Here is a 15,949-nt window from a genome sequence, read left to right as displayed (position 1 = left end):
GGGTCACTTCCGGAAACGGCCGAGGAAGTGGGGGCCGGTGGGCTCGTCGTTGGGGTCGAGCTCGTGGCCGCCTCCGTTTCCTCCGGTCTCGTCTTCGTTCCGGGCGCCGCTGTCGGGGGAGTCCGGGCCCCCGTTCGGGGTCTCCTCGGCCAGGACGCCGATCTCCCGACGCAGCCGGTCCAGCCTGCGGAACGTGGCCAGGGTGTCGGGGTGGCCCGGCCCCAGCACCCGGCGCCGGTCGCGCGCGACCTCGGCCAGATCGCGTGCGGCGCCCTCGGAGTCTCCGGCGAGGGCACGCCGGCAGGCCAGTTCGTGCCGGCAGGCCAGGGTCGTCGGGTGGTCGACGCCCATCACCTCGGCCCGGAGCTCCACGAGACGGTCGAACTCGGTGACCGCGCCTCGCGGGTCTCCGGCCTCTCCCCGCCAGTGCGCGAGGTTGTGCAGGGTGGTGAGCGTGTTCGGGTGGTCCGGGCCCAGGTGGCGTCGCTGGTCGGTGAGCAGGGCCCTGGCCTCCTCGACGGCCGTGGTCAGGTCGCCGGACTCGGCACGGCACACCGCCAGGTTGCCCCGGGCGCTCAGGGTCTCCGGTCGGTCCGGGCCCAGCCGCCGGTCCAGGTCGATCAGGAGGTCCCGGTAGAGGGGGATCGCTCCGCCCGGGTCTCCGGCCCAGGACCGCAGGTAGGCGAGGGCGTGCCGGAGTCGCAGGGTCGCGACCCCGTCGGGTCCGGACGCGATCGTGTGGCGCCGACGGGCCTTCTCCAGACCTCGACGGACCCGTTCGGGGTCCTCGACACGTTCGGGGAGGTCGCGGGAGAGCGATTCCAGGAACACGTCACGGTAGGGGAGGGCCCGCTCCTCCCGATCCGTCCGTGGGAGGCCCGCGGAACGGAAGAGCAGGGGGTGGGGGTCTCCCTCCCACAGCCACGCTCGCCGTTCGGGGCAGGCGAGCAGGGCCCGGACGCTCGATCTCACCCGCTGGTCCGACACCGATCCGGGTGCGCCGTCCGAGGACACCGACAGCAGGGCGTCGGCGACGGCGCGGGTGCCCTCCCGGTCGGGGCGGGTGAGCGGGTGTTCGTGGGCCGCGCGGCGGGAGAGGTGGTGGGTGCCGATCACCAGAGGGGTGCCCCGGTCGATGAGGTGGAGGCGTTCCAGCGAGGCCAGTGCCAGTCGGATCTCGTGTTCGGCCGGTCGACGCGGGGGCGAGACGCGGCGCCCCAGGTGTTCGCGGAAGGGACGGGAGACGAGGACCTGCTCGGGGGTCGCGGAGGGGCTCAGCAGACAGAGCAGTCCAAGGAGTGGACGGGCGATCCCGGCCGGCCGGTGGGCGTCGGCCCGTTCGAGGGCCAACTCCCAGGGGCCCGTGCTTCCGGGGTGCTCTCTCAACAGTGCCAGGTAATCGGCGCAGGTGGTGCCCCGGTCGGCCATGTACGCCACGGCCTGGCTCAGGGCGAGGGGCAGACGGTCGAGTCTCGTCGCGAGGGCGGCGGCCTCGTCGGCGGTGTGCGCGATCCTCGATTCGGTCAGGGCCGTGCGGAGGAATCCGGCGGCCTCGGCCTCGGTGTACACGTCCACCTCCACCGGGCGTCGCCCTCGGGAGGGCAGGAGCCGGGCCGGTAGACGGGTGGTGACGATCGTCCGTCCCTCCTCTCGGCCGGAGGGCGGCCACAGGTCCTCGACCCGTGAGGGGTCGGTCAGGTCGTCCCACACCACCAGCCACCGCCGTCCCGAACCGGAGGAGGGCTCGCGCAGCCGGTCGAGGAAGCGACCGGCCGCCAGCTCTGGATCCTCGGGGCAGTGGGAGAGGAGCCGTCTGGCGGCGTGGGCGTAGGCGAAGACCACGCCCTCCCGGTCGGAGGCGTCGGCCCAGACCAGCAGGTTCCCGCCCCGTTCGCCGAGGAGGGCACGGGCGTGCTGGGCGGCCAGTCGGGTCTTGCCGACGCCGGGCGGGCCGGTGAGCACCTGATGGTCGGCGGGGTGACCGAACCCGGAGAGGGCCTCGTCGAGGACGGGGCCGATCTCCCTCTCCTGGAAGTGGGTGGAGCGTCGTGGGAGAGGGACGGCACCGGCCCTGATCGGCCAGTTCGTCGGGTTTCGGTCGGTGGGGAGACCACCGGTGTCATCGTTGTCGTGGGGGCTGGCGTTCAACGGCCACACCCTTCCCGGGGTCCGAGGGAGCCGCGTCCCGTGCAGGTGACGCCTATGAGTCGTATGCCCCGACACCTGGTCGGGAACCCCCGCCATGAAGGGGGTTTCGGACGATCCACTTCCCCTTGGGGCGGGGAATCAATCACACGGATCCCGCTGTCCCAGGTCATCGATGTGTACCGACGGTGAGCGGGGTACGACACAGAGTCCGATTCGTGATGTGAGGGGAGGGTGCCATGTGGCGAACGGTGCCAGAGAGTTCTGAGGTGCCTATGGGAATCGGACGAGGGACGCCGGCCGCACTCGGCCACGACGGGGCGTCGGTCGGGTGCGACGAGCGCGGAGACCCGGAGATCCACCGCCGCCCTCGATCCCGTCGGACCCCGAGAAGGGCTTCGATCGATAGGGTGATCCGTGCGATACGGCGCCCTGCTCCGACCCCCTCGGGAGAGGTATGAACGACGACACCCCCGAACCCCGTCAGGTGCGCAGCACCATCGGCGGTGACGTCGGCGGGACCGCGATCCAGGCCGGTGCCGTCGGCCGCGATGTCAACGTCACCAACGTTCTGCAGGGGGACCATCGACCCCTCCAGGTCGAGCGGCCGCCCCACGACTTCGTGAACCGGCATGACCAGCTGGAGTGGATCAGGTCGACCTTGAGCTCCGATTCCTCGCCACGGGTGGTCCTCTGTGAGGGGCCGCGCGGTATCGGCAAGACCACCTTCATCCGCAAGATCGCCGAGATCCACCAGGACTACTTCAGCGGTGGCCAACTCGGCTTCGAGTACCGCCGTGGCCTCTATGAGGACCCCGACACCGCGATCACCGGATTCCTGAGGGCGCTGGGGATGGAGGAGAAGGCGATCCCGTCCTCCCCTGCCGAGAGGGCCAAGGAGTACCGGAGCCTCACCCGACGTCGCCCGTGCCTGTTGGTGGTGGTCGAGGGTGCGTGGGAACCGGCCCAGGTACGGGCGCTGGTGCCCGAGGGGAACGGGAGCCTGGTCCTGGTCGACGGCGACGTCCCCGACCTCGACGAACTCCTGGGGGACCCGAGGGGAGCCCACCCGCGCAGCCTGGTGCCGCTGGACGCGGAGCATGCGCGAGCCCTCCTGGAGAGTCGAGCCGACCGATCGCTGGAGTCCGAGGACCCCGAGGCGATCGAACGGCTGTTGGAGGTGTGCGCCGGTCTCCCCCTGGCCATCGCCCTCGTCGGTGGCCGGTTGTTCCGTATGGGCCTCGGATCGGCCACGACCCTGGCCGAGGACATGAAACGTGCCCCGTCGGCCCCCGACAGCGCCGAGGAGTTGCGTCGGAGCCTCGGCGTGATCTTCGAGACCTCCTACGGAGCCCTATCGCCGGAGGCGGCGGCCGTGTACCGCACTCTGGGCGACTGGCCGGGTCCGCATCTGGACCGGGCGCTGATGCCGCTCCTCGGAGACGAGGGCCGGTGGAAGGAGATCCTCGCCGCCGATCTCGTGGAGATGGACACGCACACGCTGCGTTTTCGGCACGAGCTCATCCGAGGCCACGCCCGTGACCGGGCCGAGGAGGACGGTGCCGGCCCTCGTCGTGTCCGTCTGACCGCCATGCTCGACGCCTACCTGGTCCGGCTCGGGTTCGCGGAGCTCGCGGCCCGGGGCGAGCGGCTCAGAACCCTCGATCTGGGGTCGATCCTGACCGGCGCCGAGGATCCCTTCGACGGTGACACCGGATCGGCCAAGGCCTGGCTCCTGCGTGAACGCCCGACACTGCTCTCGGTGGTACTGGGCAGTGCCGAGCAGGGGCTGCACGTTCACGCCCACCGGTTCGCCGAACTCGCGCCGGCCCTCTACCTGGACCACCGTTTCGTACACGACTGGGCGACCACCGCCGTGGTCGGCGCCGACTCGGCCCGGATGGTGGGGGACACCGCGGCCGAGGCCAGGCTCCTCTCTCTCGGATCGCGCCCTCTGACCGATCTCGGGAGGCACGCGGAGGCCGGGGCGCGGCTCGATCGCGCGGCCGAACTCGTCGAGGGGATGGACGACCTCATGCTTCGGGCCTCGGTGTGGGAGTTCCGGGGCCGCTACCTGGCGGAGACCGACCCCGAGGCGGCCATCGCCGCCTATGACCGGTGTATCGAGGCCAACCGGGCCTCCGATCTGCCCGGCTCGGAGCGGGGTGAGGCCCTCGGTCTGCTCTTCCGAGGCCAGGCCGGGGTTCGGGCCGGTCGGGCGGAGGAGGCGATCACGGACATCGAGTCCGCCCTGGCACGGTTCGAGGCGCTCTCGGAGTCCGATGGTCGGATGAGCGCCCGGGGTCGGGTGTGGCTCGGGGAGGCCCATGCCGCGGCCGGACGGCATCGAGAGGCGATCACCGCGTTGAACCTGGCCATCGAGGACCTCGGGGCCGGGGATCAGCACTACTACCGGGCCGAGGCGTACGTTCTGCTCGCCGATCTCTACGAGGAGATCGGGGCCCCGGGCGAGGCACGCGCCCGGTTGGTCGAGGCCGAGCGGCTCTACCGGGGACTGGAGAGCCCCAGGGCCGTCTCCGTGGCCGAGCGGATCGCCCGATCGGGACCGCCTTCGGGCTGATCTCGTTCGGGGGCGCCTCCCGGACTACGAGTCGGTTCGGGTGAGCGGTTCCACCGAGCAGGCCCGACGGTGCGGCCCCACCCGTACCTTGTGGTGGCCGATCGGCTCACGTCCCGCGCGTAGCAGGGTGTAGGGGACGGCGGCGCTCAGAGTCGGGGCCACATCGGAGTCGAAGCGGACCAGGAGACGGTCGCCGCCGCGGAACAGGACCTCGGTCCCCTCGCCCGTGCCCTGGGCCACGGCGTAGGCGCCCGGATACCGCTCCAGGGCCCGCTCGGGCCAGTGCGCCGGACCGACGTGTTCACCGGGTACACGGCACACGACGGAGGCCGAGTGGACCAGGGCGTGCCGGGGCTCCGTCTCGTAGACGGACAGGTGCCGGACGGCCCCCGCGGGCGGGGAGGGCGTTCGGCGGGTGGCGCTGGGAAAACGTTCCAGGGACAGTTCGGCCCCGTCGAGCAGACCGTGCACGTCGAAGGCGAGGGCGGTGGCCGAGGCCTCGTCGGGGACGGGAGGGGGCAGGGCGCGCCGAGTGCCGTCGTCACCTCTGGAACGGTGAGGTTCCATATCCAGCAGTCGGTACAGGAGCGCCGTGAGTCGCCACCCCCCTTCCCCCGGGTGGGCGAACGCCAGCTCGGTGGCGGCGCTGTTGCGGCCTGGAAGATGCCCCTCGACCACCCGCTCCACCTGTTCTCTCAGGTCGCCCGTCTCCAATCGGGGCGCGGTTTCGAACAGCGCCGACGCGGCCGTTCCCGGAACCGATTCGGAGCCTCGGGCGGCCACCAGGACGGGATGGTCCAACGCGGCTCCATAGAGCGTGACGCTGCCGTGGTCGCCGATCACGCAGTCGGCCGCGACCAGGGCCGCCCCCCAACCACGGTCGGGCGGCATGAGCAGCAGCCCCGCGTCCAGGGCGTCGGCGAGCATGTGCCGGACCTGCCAGGGGCTGTGCGCGAACCAGATGTTCGGATGCAGGATCGCCGCGACCCGATAGTCGTCGTGGGGGAGGGAGCCGACGAGGGCGCCGGGCAGCTCGGGGCGGCTTCCGATGAGCCCCTCCGGCCCCCATGTGGAGGTGAGCACCACCAGCCTCTGGTCCGGTTCCACCTTCAGGTCGGCCCGGTACCGGTCCCGTAGCCGCAGGTCGTCGATGAGGCGGTCGCGAGCCGGGTCCCCGACCACGTGGGCCCGGTCGACGAGGGGGATCCGGGCGGCCCGGAGCTGTTCGAGCTGGGCCGGGTGCGAGAGCACGAGGTGGAGGTTCCCGGCCTCGTGGAACTCCGGTCGTGGCACCCCGGACAGGCGCACTCGACTCGTGCGATGGTCCGGGACGTACTTCTGGAAGCCGATGCCGTGCGGCAGGACCACGATCGGGCACGCGAAGTCCGCCATGTCCGCGTTCTCGGTGGCGGTGAGCACCAGGTGGGGGTGGACCTCCAGACGTCGCTCCCACGGGATCAGGGCCGTCTCCAGGCCCTCCAGGAGTTCCTCGGTGCCGGCATTGAAGGCCGAGGTGCCGTCGAAGGAGAACACCACCAGCACCCGGAGGTCCCCGCGGAAGACCGCCAGCGCCTCCAGGACCCGGGCCGCCGAGGTGAAGGTCCGGGCCAGGGCCAGGACGACCGGGCCCTTCCAGGTCCGCCAACGCTCGGCGTCGGGTCCCGTGTTGGCGCGCTCGTAGCGAGCGGCGCTACCGGGGGGTGTCATAGGTCATGCCTCGTGTCCGGGGACCTCTCGCGTTCGGATCCGTGACGCCTCAGGGTAGTGGCCGCGGGTGGGCCCGCGGGACGACGGGAGCACGAGGGCGAGGGTACGGCGTGCGGTCCCCGGCGACCCTTTCGCGGGGACGAACGGGATCCGCCGCCGACCGGAACGGGACCGGGCGGCGGCGGAGAGAGCGTGGTGGAGGGGCCTCAGCCGAGCTTGCGGACGTAGGGACGGCGGGCGAGGTCGAACTGGGACCACTTGGGGTCCAGTCGGGTGCGCAGCTGCACCTTGCCCTCCGGCCAGTCCATCAGTGCGGTCTCGAACTCGGGCAGCACCCCGGAGTCCGGGTCCAGGTAGTAGACGTACATCCGCTGCCCGCCCCCGGACTGGCGCATGAACATGGCGCCGTTGTCGCCGAGGATCTCGTTCAGCCGCGCCTCCAGGCCGGCGAGCGCCTCGACGGACCCCTCCTCGGGCAGGCGGTCGGAGTCCGCGTTCGTGTAGGGGACCAGCACCTGGACGAACAGCGACAGGGCGGGCAGGTCACGGCGGGTCACCGGGTGCCGGAGCATGATCTCCACCGCGCCCTGGAGCGGGATCCGTCCGTGCAGCGTCACCCAACCGTCGGTGCCGCCGAGCAGGTCGCGCATCTGTTTGGCGACGGAGGGCATGGAGGTGGGCGGAAGCGGGTCCAAGGGGCGCTCGTCCAGCGGGGACACCTTCCCCACCCATCGGACCATCTCGTCCTCGCCCAGCGCCAACAGGGTGACGTGCTCGGCCACGGCCCGGCGGGTCTCCTCGGACAGGAACATGTTGTCCGGGTGGTACACGCCCACGTCGATCCGGCCGCCGGCCTGGTCGACCCGCATGGAGACCGAGGCGTGCGAGAGGTCGAGCTCGTGGTCGTCCCAGCGAACGGTGGAGGTCAGCCGGTCGTGATCGGCCGGGCGGACCGGGCGGAACCGCCACCGGTCGTCATCGGGGGCGGAACGGGACCAGCGTTCGGACTGGACCCGGGCCTCCTCCGAGGTTCCCGGGCGCAGGGTCATCGCGTAGGAGGGGGCGTCGGTGATCCTGGACGGGTCGTCCAGGGCGGCGAGCTGCTCCAGGAGTTCGGCCGGGTCGATGTCGGGGGACATGTCCAGCTCGTCCAGTCCTCCCTGGGGTTCCGGGGCCCGCCCGATCTCCCAGTCCAGGTCGGGGTGGATCGCCCTGACCAGGGCGGTGACCCGTTCGGCCACCTCGGTGGGCGCGGGGGTGTCCGAGTCCACGGCCTCGGCCAGCGCGGTGCGCACCGACGGCCAGGCGTCCCAGAAGGCGGTCACGGCGGCGGTGGTGGCCGTGACGGCGGAATCGGTGGAGTCGTTGGAGCGGCGACGACGGAACAGAGCCATGTGTCGATTTTCGCAGAACCGGACGAGTACCCTCGCCGCGCGCGCGACGGCGAGTCCTCGAACACGTCCCTCGCTCCACCGATCCGTGTCCGGTCCGTCTCCGGGCGCATACCCTGGACTGCACTATGACTTTGCGTGTACTGGCCGCCATGTCCGGCGGGGTCGACTCCGCGGTAGCCGCGGCCCGCGTGGCCGAGGCGGGGTACGACGTCACCGGCGTCCACCTGGCCCTTTCCAAGAACCCACAGTCCTACCGGACCGGCGCCCGAGGCTGCTGTACGGTCGAGGACTCCCACGACGCCCGCCGCGCCGCGGACGTCATCGGCATCCCGTTCTATGTGTGGGACATGTCGGAGGAGTTCGACCGCGAGGTGGTCCAGGACTTCGTCTCCGAGTACGAGGCGGGCAACACCCCCAACCCGTGCCTGCGCTGTAACGAGAAGATCAAGTTCGAGGCGGTGCTCGACCGGGCCGTCGCCCTGGGCTTCGACGCCGTGGCGACCGGACACCACGTCCGCAAGATCGACGGTCGCCTGGTGCGCAGTGTCGACGAGGGCAAGGACCAGTCGTACGTGCTGGGCGTCCTCGACGCCGAGCAGTTGAAGCACGCGATGTTCCCGCTGGGCGACTGCACCAAGGACGAGGTGCGGGCCGAGGCCGAGCGCCGCGGGCTCTCGGTCGCCGACAAGCCGGACAGCCACGACATCTGCTTCATCGCCGACGGCGACACCGCCGGCTTCCTCAACCGTCGGCTGGGGGAGCGTCCCGGTCCGATCCAGGACGAGGACGGCAACGTGGTGGGCACCCACAAGGGATCGCACGCCTTCACCATCGGTCAGCGCAAGGGCCTGGGCCTGGGCGGCGCTCCCGACCCGCGCTACGTGCTCTCCATCGAGCCGGTGAACAACACGGTGACGGTGGGTCCGCGCGCCTCGCTCCGTGTGGACGGGATCGTGGGTCGTCGCCCGGTCTGGAGCGGTGGCGCCCCGTTGACCGAGCCGACCGAGTGTCACGTCCAGTTGAGGGCGCACGGCGAGGTGTACCCGGCCACGGTCTTCCAGCGGGAGACGGAGGAGGGCCCGGAACTGGTGGTCCGGCTGGCCGAGCCCGCCAAGGGCGTGGCCACGGGTCAGGCCGTGGTGGTCTACGACGGTGACGCGGTCCTGGGGTCGGCGACCATCTCCGCCACCTCTCGAACCGAGGACACGGAAACGCAGGTCCAGTAGCAAAAGGGGCAATGTAGGACAGATAACCCGGGTTTCGGGCTCTCGCCCCTTGCCGAAGTTAGGTAAGGCAATGCAAAGTTGAGAGCGTCGAGCGTGAAGGGGTCGGGTCCATGCCGCAGTTCTCTTTCCTGGAGGGGCAGCCCTTCTGGGTGGTCTACGCGACCCTGCTCGTCGTGATCCTGCTGCGGGCCCCCGCCACCTACTGGATCGGACGCGGTCTCGGAGCGGGGGTCTCCCGCAGTCGGCTCGGCCGGCGGCTCGGCCCCAGACTCGACGCCGCCAAGAGACGGATCGACCGCTACGGCGCGCCCGTGGTCACGCTCGGTTTCTTCACCGTCGGGATGCAGACGGCCATCAACCTCGCCGCGGGCGCGGTGCGCATGCGCTTCCCCATCTACTTCACCGCCGTCTTCATCGGCGGGCTGGCCTGGGCCGGCCTGTGGGGCACGGTCATCTCCGGGCTGGTCGGCACCTGGCTGGTGCTCTTCCTGAACTCTCCCTGGACCGCGCTCGGCGTGATCGTCCTCGCCGCGCTGCTGGTCACCGCGCTGGTCCTGCGTTCCCGACTGCGCCGAGGGAAGGACGACGGGGTCCGGTCCGAGGAGAACGAGGACGCCGGCGACCGGGTCGAGGCCTCCTGACGGTTACCGTGGGGCCATGCGCATCAGTGTGGACGCGGTCCTGTTCGACATCGACGGCACCCTCGTGGACTCCACCCCCGTGGTGGAGCGGACCTGGCGGCTGTGGGCCGAGAGCTACGGAGTGGACCCCGAGGCGATCCTGGAGGTCTCCCATGGGCGCCGTTCCGAGGACACCATCGCCCTGTTCCTGCCCGCTGAGGAGGTCGAGGCGGCCGCGGACGCGTTGGAGGAGCTCGAACTCGGCGACGTGGCCGGAGTGACGGCGCTGCCCGCCACCGTCGACCTCCTCGGCGCGTTGCCCGCCGAACGTTGGGCCGCCGTCACCTCCGGCACCCGACTGCTCATGCGAGAGCGCCTCTCCCACGCGGGCCTGCCCATCCCCGAGGTCCTGGTGGCCGCCGAGGACGTGAGCGTCGGCAAACCGGATCCCCAGGGCTACCTGAAGGCGGCGGAACGGTTGGGCCACGCCCCCGAACGCTGCCTGGTGGTCGAGGACGCGCCCGCCGGTATCCGGGCCGGAGTGGCCTCCGGGGCCACCGTGCTGGCCGTGGCCACCTCCCACGACCGGGCCGAACTCGAGGGCCTGGGCGCCGTCGCCGTCATCGACGACCTCACCTCCTGCGTCCTGGAGAGCACCTTCGACGGGCCGGTGTTCGGCCTCCGCTGAGCGGCCCGGTTGCTCTAACCTTGGGCAACGTGAGTCAACAGCACCCCTATCCCTGGCCCGCGGCGTCCTCCACCGGTGTCGGGTCCTGGCCCGGCGAGGACCCCGACGAGGCCGTGCGCACCGTCCTCGGTGAACTCCCCGACCTGCCGCACCTGCCCGAGCTGCCCGGACGAGGCGCCGGCGCGGACATGATCGGACGTACCGGGGGGCTTCTGGTCGACCTTCCGATCGAGGTCCAGCCCACCGGCTGGCGTGTGGTCGACTCTCCCGGACGCGACCTCGCCCGGGCCGGGAGCTTCCTCTCCTACGACCTGGACGCCCTCACCGAACACGCGCACGCCTACGAGGGGCCGCTCAAGCTCCAGGTGGCCGGGCCGTGGACCATGGCCGCCTCGGTGGAACTGCGCAACGGCCAACGTCTGGTCTCCGACCCCGGCGCCGAGCGCGACCTGGCCGAATCGCACCTGGAGGGGGTCCTCTCCCACATCGCCGACGTGCGCGGGCGCGTCCCGGGGGCCAGACCGATCGTGCAGGTCGACGAACCCTCCCTCCCGGCCGTCCTCATCGGTTCCCTCCCCACCGCCAGCGGCTACGGGGTCCTGCCCGCGGTGGACCGGGTCCGGGTCGAGACGGTGCTGCGGACCCTGTTCTCCGCGATCGTCGAGGCCGGGGCGGTCCCGGTCGCGCACTGCTGCGCCCCCTCGGTCCCGATCGACCTGATCCGTCGCAGTGGGGCCCATGCTCTGGGGCTCGACGCCCATCTGCTGGACCGGTCCCACGACGAGGCGATCGGCACCGCGGTGGAGGCCGGGACCGGTCTCATGCTCGGCGTCGTCCCGTCCGTCGACGGCGCCGGAATGTCGGACCCGGCGACTAACGTCGACCCCGTACGCGAACTCTGGAATCGGCTCGGGGTCGCCCCCGACCTGCTGTCCCGTGCGGTGGTCACCACGCCGACCTGTGGCCTGGCGGGTGCCTCGCCGCGCTACGCCCGAACGGCGCTCAAGGCCGTCCGGGACGGGGCCCGGGTCCTCCGGGACGAGCCTCGGAAATAGTCCCCCTTCGTCTCCCCCTCACTCCCCCCGACCCGGCCCCCACGAGGACGATCAAGAAAGGCTTCTGTGAGCGCGCCCGACAACATCGAGGTCCCCGACGAGGTCCGTGCCCGCCACGCCGAGCTGTGTCGTGACCTGGACGATCACAGCTACCGGTACTACCTGGGCGCCCCGATCATCTCCGACGCCGAGTACGACCGACTCATGCTCGAACTGCGGGAGATCGAGGAACGTCATCCGATCCTCGTCACCCAGGATTCGCCCACCCAGAAGGTCGGGGCGCCCATCAGCGTCGACTTCGCCGAGGTCGAGCACCTCGTGCGGATGGAGAGCCTGGGCAACGCCTTCGACTTCGACGAACTGAACGCGTGGGCCGACCGCGCCTCGGCGGAGGTCCCGGTCGACGGTTACCTGTGCGAGCTCAAGATCGACGGGCTCGCCGTGGACCTGGTCTACGAGCGGGGGCGTCTGATCCGTGCCGCCACGCGTGGCGATGGCCGGGTCGGCGAGGACATCACCCTCAACGTCCGCACGATCGGGGTCATCCCCGAGCGGCTCGACGAGAGCGTGCGCCCGGCCCCCGAACTGCTGGAGGTGCGCGGCGAGGTCTTCCTGCCGGTCGAGGACTTCGAGGAGCTCAACCGGAGGATCGCCGCCGACGGCAGCCACGCGCCGTTCGCCAACCCGCGCAACGCCGCCGCCGGCTCACTGCGTCAGAAGGACCCGAGGGTCACCGCGACCCGACCGCTGTCGATGATCGTGCACGGGGTCGGCGCCTACACGCCGGCCGCCGAGGACGCCGGCGCCACGGTCTTCACCAGCCAGTCGCAGGCCTACCGGCTGCTGGGGGAGTGGGGGCTGCCGCTGAGCGACCGCTACAAGGTGGTCGCCACCATGGACGAGGTCCGCGACTACGTCTCCCACTACCAGGAGCACCGGCACGATCCCGCCTACGAGATCGACGGCATCGTGATCAAGGTGGACGACATCGCCCTTCAACGGCGCCTGGGCTCCACCAGCCGGGCGCCCCGCTGGGCGATCGCCTACAAGTACCCGCCGGAGGAGGTCACCACCCGGCTGATCGACATCAAGGTGGGTGTGGGGCGGACCGGTCGTGTCACCCCCTACGGGGTGATGGAACCGGTCGTGGTCGCCGGCTCCGAGGTCGAGTTCGCCACCCTGCACAACGCCCAGGAGGTGGCCCGCAAGGGCGTGCTGATCGGCGACGTCGTCGTACTGCGCAAGGCCGGCGACGTCATCCCCGAGATCGTCGGTCCGGTGGTCGAGCGGCGCGACGGGAACGAACGCGAGTTCGTCATGCCCGAGACCTGCCCCGAGTGCGGCACCCCGCTCGGGCAGCAGAAGGAGGGCGACGTCGACCTGCGCTGTCCCAACGCCCGTTCCTGCCCCGGTCAGCTGCGCGAACGCGTCGCCTTCATCGCCGGACGCAAGGCCCTCGACATCGAGGCGCTCGGCTACGTGGCCGCCACCGCGCTCACCCAGCCCCTCGAACCGTCCGAGCCCGCGCTGAGGGACGAGGGCGACCTGTTCGACCTCACCGTCGAACAGCTCCTGCCGATCCGCACCCACGTCCTGGACCCGGACACCACCGAGCCCAAGACCGACCCCAAGACCGGTGAGCCCAAGGTCGTCTCCTTCTTCGCCAACATGAAGGGCGAGCCGAAGAAGACGGTCGAGAAGCTGTTCGAGCAGTTGGAGGAGGCCAAGAGCAAACCGCTGTGGCGGGTGCTGGTCTCCCTGTCCATTCGGCACGTGGGCCCGCGTGCCGCCGAGGACCTGGCGCGGCACTTCCGTTCCATGGACGCCATCCGAGAGGCCACCGAGGAGGAGCTGGCGGCGGTCGACGGGATCGGCCCCACCATCGCCCGTTCGGTCCGTGAGTGGTTCGAGGTGGACTGGCACGCCGAGATCGTCCGCAAGTGGGCGGCGGCCGGGGTGCGCATGGAGGACGAGGGTCATGAGCCGGGATCGCGCCTGCTGGAAGGGGTGACGGTGGTGGTCACCGGCTCCCTCGAGGGGTTCACCCGTGACGGGGCCAAGGAGGCCGTCGCCGAGGAGGGCGGCCGGGCGACCGCGTCGGTCTCCAAGAAGACCGCGTTCGTGGTCGTGGGCGACGCCCCGGGATCCAAGTACGACAAGGCCGTGAAGCTGGGTGTTCCGGTCCTGGACGAGGCCGGATTCCGGGTTTTGCTGGAACAGGGGCCCGAGGCCGCGGAGAAACTGCGGATCAACCCGCCCGAGGAGACCGAGGCGGAGTAGGCCGAGCGACGACACGCCGGAGCGGGCGGGGGAAGGCCCCGCCCGCTTCCGTCTGAGCGTCCCGGCTAACAAAATGATTAACTGATAGTTCATGTAGTGCGACGGTTGGTGACGAAACCCCGTAAGCTGGGCGTCAACACCCGGGTTACGGACATGGATGTATCCCGGATTACGGTCATCAGTCACGAGGACGCGGATGAAGGATCCCATCGGTACCCGGGACATCGGTCCCCGTGTCGGAACCCCGCTCTGGCTCTACATGGCGGGCACCACCTTCGCCGGGGCGCTCCTCTTCGGTGCCTCCACCTTCGAACTCGGACTCGATCAGCTCTTCCTCCTGGGGCAGGAGCCGCTGATCTGGGTCCTGCTGTGCATGATCGTCCTCGGGGAGCTCACCCCCATCGCCATGCCCGGTCAGGCCCCCGGCAACGGGGTTCCCACCTCCCTGCCCTTCACCTTCGCGCTCGTCATCTTCTACGGGCTGCCCGTCGCCGCCCTCCTCCAATGCGTCGCCACCACCGTCTCGGGGGTGGTCCGACGGCACGCGCCCCATCGCACCGCCTTCAACGCCGCGCAGTACGTCCTGACCCTCGGCGTGGCCGACGCCGTCCTGCGCCTGGTCCTGCCCGAGATCGTCATCGTCCCCGCGGCCCCCGCCGGAGCCGAGCTCATCGCCATCGCCCTGGCCGGCGCCGCATCCTTCGTGGTCAACCGCACCCTCGTGCTGTGCGCCGTGGCCATGCACGAGCGGGTCCCGCTCCGCCAGGTCATGTTCAAGGGACTGCGTCAGCAGATCTACGTGAACGCCGTCCTGATCAGCCTGTCGCCGCTCATCGTCATCGCGATGACCCACTCGGTGCTGTACGTTCCGCTGTTCGCCTTCCCCCTCGGAGCGCTCTACGCCTGTGTCCTGCTCCTGGTCAAACGCGACCACCAGGCCAACCACGACGAACTCACCGGCCTGGCCAACCGCAAACTCCTCACCGTCCGCGCCCACCGGGAGATCCTCCGGGCCCGCCAACAGGGCTCCCGGGTCGGTCTCCTCCTCCTCGACCTGGACCGGTTCAAGGAGGTCAACGACACCCTCGGCCACCCCACCGGAGACCGGCTCCTGGTGACCCTCGCCCGCCGGCTCACCCACAGCGTGCGCCCCAACGACCTCGTGGCCCGCCTCGGCGGCGACGAGTTCGCGATCCTGCTGCCCCAGGTGCGCGACAACGACTCCGCCCGCGAGGTGGCCCTGCGTCTGCGCGGCGCCCTGGCCGAACCCGTCCGCCTCGACGGCATGGACTTCGACCTCCAGGTCAGCACCGGAATCGCCCTCTATCCCGACGACGCCCCCGACTTCCCGCTCCTGATGCAGCGCGCCGACGTCGCCATGTACGTCGCCAAGTCCGGTCGCACCGGGGTGGAGAGCTACGATCCCGGCAAGGACCGGAACTCCACGGCCCGGCTGAGCATGTACAGCGAACTGCGCCGCGGGCTGGCCGACGGGGCCCTGGAGATGCGCTACCAGCCCAAGGTCGCCCTCGCGGACGGACGCCCCATCGGGCTGGAGGCCCTGGCCAGGTGGCGGCATCCCGTCCGCGGCCTGCTCACCCCCGACGAGTTCATGCCGGTGATCGAGCACTCCAACCTCTTCCGGGCCTTCACCGTCCAGGTCCTGGACATCACCCTGGCCCGTCTCTCCCTCTGGCGGGAGGAGGGGCTCACCCTGCCGGTCTCGGTCAACCTGGGGGTGCGCGAACTCCTCGACCCGGACCTGCCCGACACGGTCGCCGCCGCCCTGCGCGAGCACGGGGTGCCCGCCGACCGGCTCGTCCTGGAGATCAGCGAACGGACCCTCATCGCCGACGCCGAGACCGACGCAGCGGCGGAGGCGGCCGCGCGGCTGCGGGCCCTGGGGGTGGGACTGACCCTGGACGACTTCGGCACCGGCCATTTCACCCTGGCCCAACTGGCGGGGCTGCCCTTGGACGAGGTGAAGATCCACGACTCCCTGACCGCGCGCCTGTCCGACGAGGCCTCCGGTGGACGCACCGTCGTACGGGCGGCGATCGCGCTCGTCCGCGAGCTGGGCATGCGCGCCACCGCCGAGGGGGTGCGGAACGCGGAGATGGCCCGTGCCGCCGCCGAGAGCGGCTGTCACGCCGCCCAGGGGCATCACTTCTCCGAACCCCTCGCTCCTCGGGACGTGCCGCCGTGGCTGGCCGCCCACGGCACCGGCGCCCCCGCTCACCCCCGCGCCTGACC

The 15,949-nt window shown here is 71.1% G+C and carries 10 protein-coding genes; 7 read left to right on the top strand and 3 right to left on the bottom strand.

Going from position 1 to position 15,949, the window contains the following annotated elements:
• Nucleotides 1-3 precede the first annotated feature (3 nt).
• The gene (locus tag TR33_RS10060; RefSeq protein WP_234305808.1) at nucleotides 4-2,157 is read right to left on the bottom strand and encodes a tetratricopeptide repeat protein; all 2,154 of its coding nucleotides are present in this window, start codon (nucleotides 2,155-2,157) and stop codon (nucleotides 4-6) included.
• 445 nt (nucleotides 2,158-2,602) lie between these two features.
• Between TR33_RS10060 and TR33_RS10055 the strand changes: the two genes are divergently transcribed.
• Nucleotides 2,603-4,726, top strand: a complete 2,124-nt coding sequence (locus TR33_RS10055; RefSeq protein ID WP_042282833.1) for a tetratricopeptide repeat protein — start codon at nucleotides 2,603-2,605, stop codon at nucleotides 4,724-4,726.
• 24 nt (nucleotides 4,727-4,750) lie between these two features.
• Here the strand turns inward: TR33_RS10055 and TR33_RS10050 are convergent, their stop codons facing one another.
• A complete protein-coding gene (locus TR33_RS10050) occupies nucleotides 4,751-6,433 on the bottom strand; it encodes a hypothetical protein (RefSeq protein WP_042282831.1) in 1,683 nt (560 codons plus the stop codon).
• Nucleotides 6,434-6,639: 206 nt separating this feature from the next.
• A complete protein-coding gene (locus tag TR33_RS10045) occupies nucleotides 6,640-7,827 on the bottom strand; it encodes a DUF695 domain-containing protein (protein WP_017535784.1) in 1,188 nt (395 codons plus the stop codon).
• Nucleotides 7,828-7,952: 125 nt separating this feature from the next.
• On the opposite strand from TR33_RS10045, the gene mnmA reads away from it, so the two are divergent.
• The 6 genes from mnmA (at nucleotide 7,953) to TR33_RS10015 (ending at nucleotide 15,947) form a co-directional block, all read left to right on the top strand.
• Nucleotides 7,953-9,053 carry a tRNA 2-thiouridine(34) synthase MnmA gene (gene mnmA, locus TR33_RS10040; RefSeq protein WP_234305807.1) on the top strand — a complete coding sequence of 367 codons (1,101 nt, stop codon included), beginning with the start codon at nucleotides 7,953-7,955 and terminating at the stop codon, nucleotides 9,051-9,053.
• A 110-nt stretch (nucleotides 9,054-9,163) separates the two neighbouring features.
• The gene (locus tag TR33_RS10035; protein WP_042282829.1) at nucleotides 9,164-9,694 is read left to right on the top strand and encodes a DedA family protein; all 531 of its coding nucleotides are present in this window, start codon (nucleotides 9,164-9,166) and stop codon (nucleotides 9,692-9,694) included.
• Between the two features lie 16 nt (nucleotides 9,695-9,710).
• Nucleotides 9,711-10,361 (top strand): HAD family hydrolase, encoded by a 651-nt coding sequence (locus TR33_RS10030; protein ID WP_017535782.1) that lies wholly within the window; start codon nucleotides 9,711-9,713, stop codon nucleotides 10,359-10,361.
• A gap of 20 nt (nucleotides 10,362-10,381) precedes the next feature.
• Nucleotides 10,382-11,416 carry a methionine synthase gene (locus TR33_RS10025; RefSeq protein ID WP_017535781.1) on the top strand — a complete coding sequence of 345 codons (1,035 nt, stop codon included), beginning with the start codon at nucleotides 10,382-10,384 and terminating at the stop codon, nucleotides 11,414-11,416.
• Nucleotides 11,417-11,482: 66 nt separating this feature from the next.
• The gene (gene ligA / locus TR33_RS10020) at nucleotides 11,483-13,696 is read left to right on the top strand and encodes an NAD-dependent DNA ligase LigA (RefSeq protein ID WP_017535780.1); all 2,214 of its coding nucleotides are present in this window, start codon (nucleotides 11,483-11,485) and stop codon (nucleotides 13,694-13,696) included.
• Between the two features lie 196 nt (nucleotides 13,697-13,892).
• Nucleotides 13,893-15,947 (top strand): putative bifunctional diguanylate cyclase/phosphodiesterase, encoded by a 2,055-nt coding sequence (locus tag TR33_RS10015; RefSeq protein WP_017535779.1) that lies wholly within the window; start codon nucleotides 13,893-13,895, stop codon nucleotides 15,945-15,947.
• Nucleotides 15,948-15,949: the final 2 nt, after the last annotated feature.

The organism is Nocardiopsis alba, from assembly GCF_000710955.1.
GTDB classification, from domain to species: Bacteria; Actinomycetota; Actinomycetes; order Streptosporangiales; family Streptosporangiaceae; genus Nocardiopsis; species Nocardiopsis alba.
This window is presented reverse-complemented; position numbering and strand designations above follow the sequence as displayed.

What these genes read in the sequence shown, in the direction of transcription:
- TR33_RS10055 (WP_042282833.1), top strand. Translation starts at nt 2,603, where the DNA reads ATGAACGACGACACCCCCGAACCCCGTCAGGTGCGCAGCACCATCGGC.
- TR33_RS10050 (WP_042282831.1), bottom strand. Translation starts at nt 6,433, where the DNA reads ATGACACCCCCCGGTAGCGCCGCTCGCTACGAGCGCGCCAACACGGGA.
- mnmA (WP_234305807.1), top strand. Translation starts at nt 7,953, where the DNA reads ATGACTTTGCGTGTACTGGCCGCCATGTCCGGCGGGGTCGACTCCGCG.
- TR33_RS10015 (WP_017535779.1), top strand. Translation starts at nt 13,893, where the DNA reads ATGAAGGATCCCATCGGTACCCGGGACATCGGTCCCCGTGTCGGAACC.
- TR33_RS10035 (WP_042282829.1), top strand. Translation starts at nt 9,164, where the DNA reads ATGCCGCAGTTCTCTTTCCTGGAGGGGCAGCCCTTCTGGGTGGTCTAC.
- TR33_RS10030 (WP_017535782.1), top strand. Translation starts at nt 9,711, where the DNA reads ATGCGCATCAGTGTGGACGCGGTCCTGTTCGACATCGACGGCACCCTC.
- TR33_RS10045 (WP_017535784.1), bottom strand. Translation starts at nt 7,827, where the DNA reads ATGGCTCTGTTCCGTCGTCGCCGCTCCAACGACTCCACCGATTCCGCC.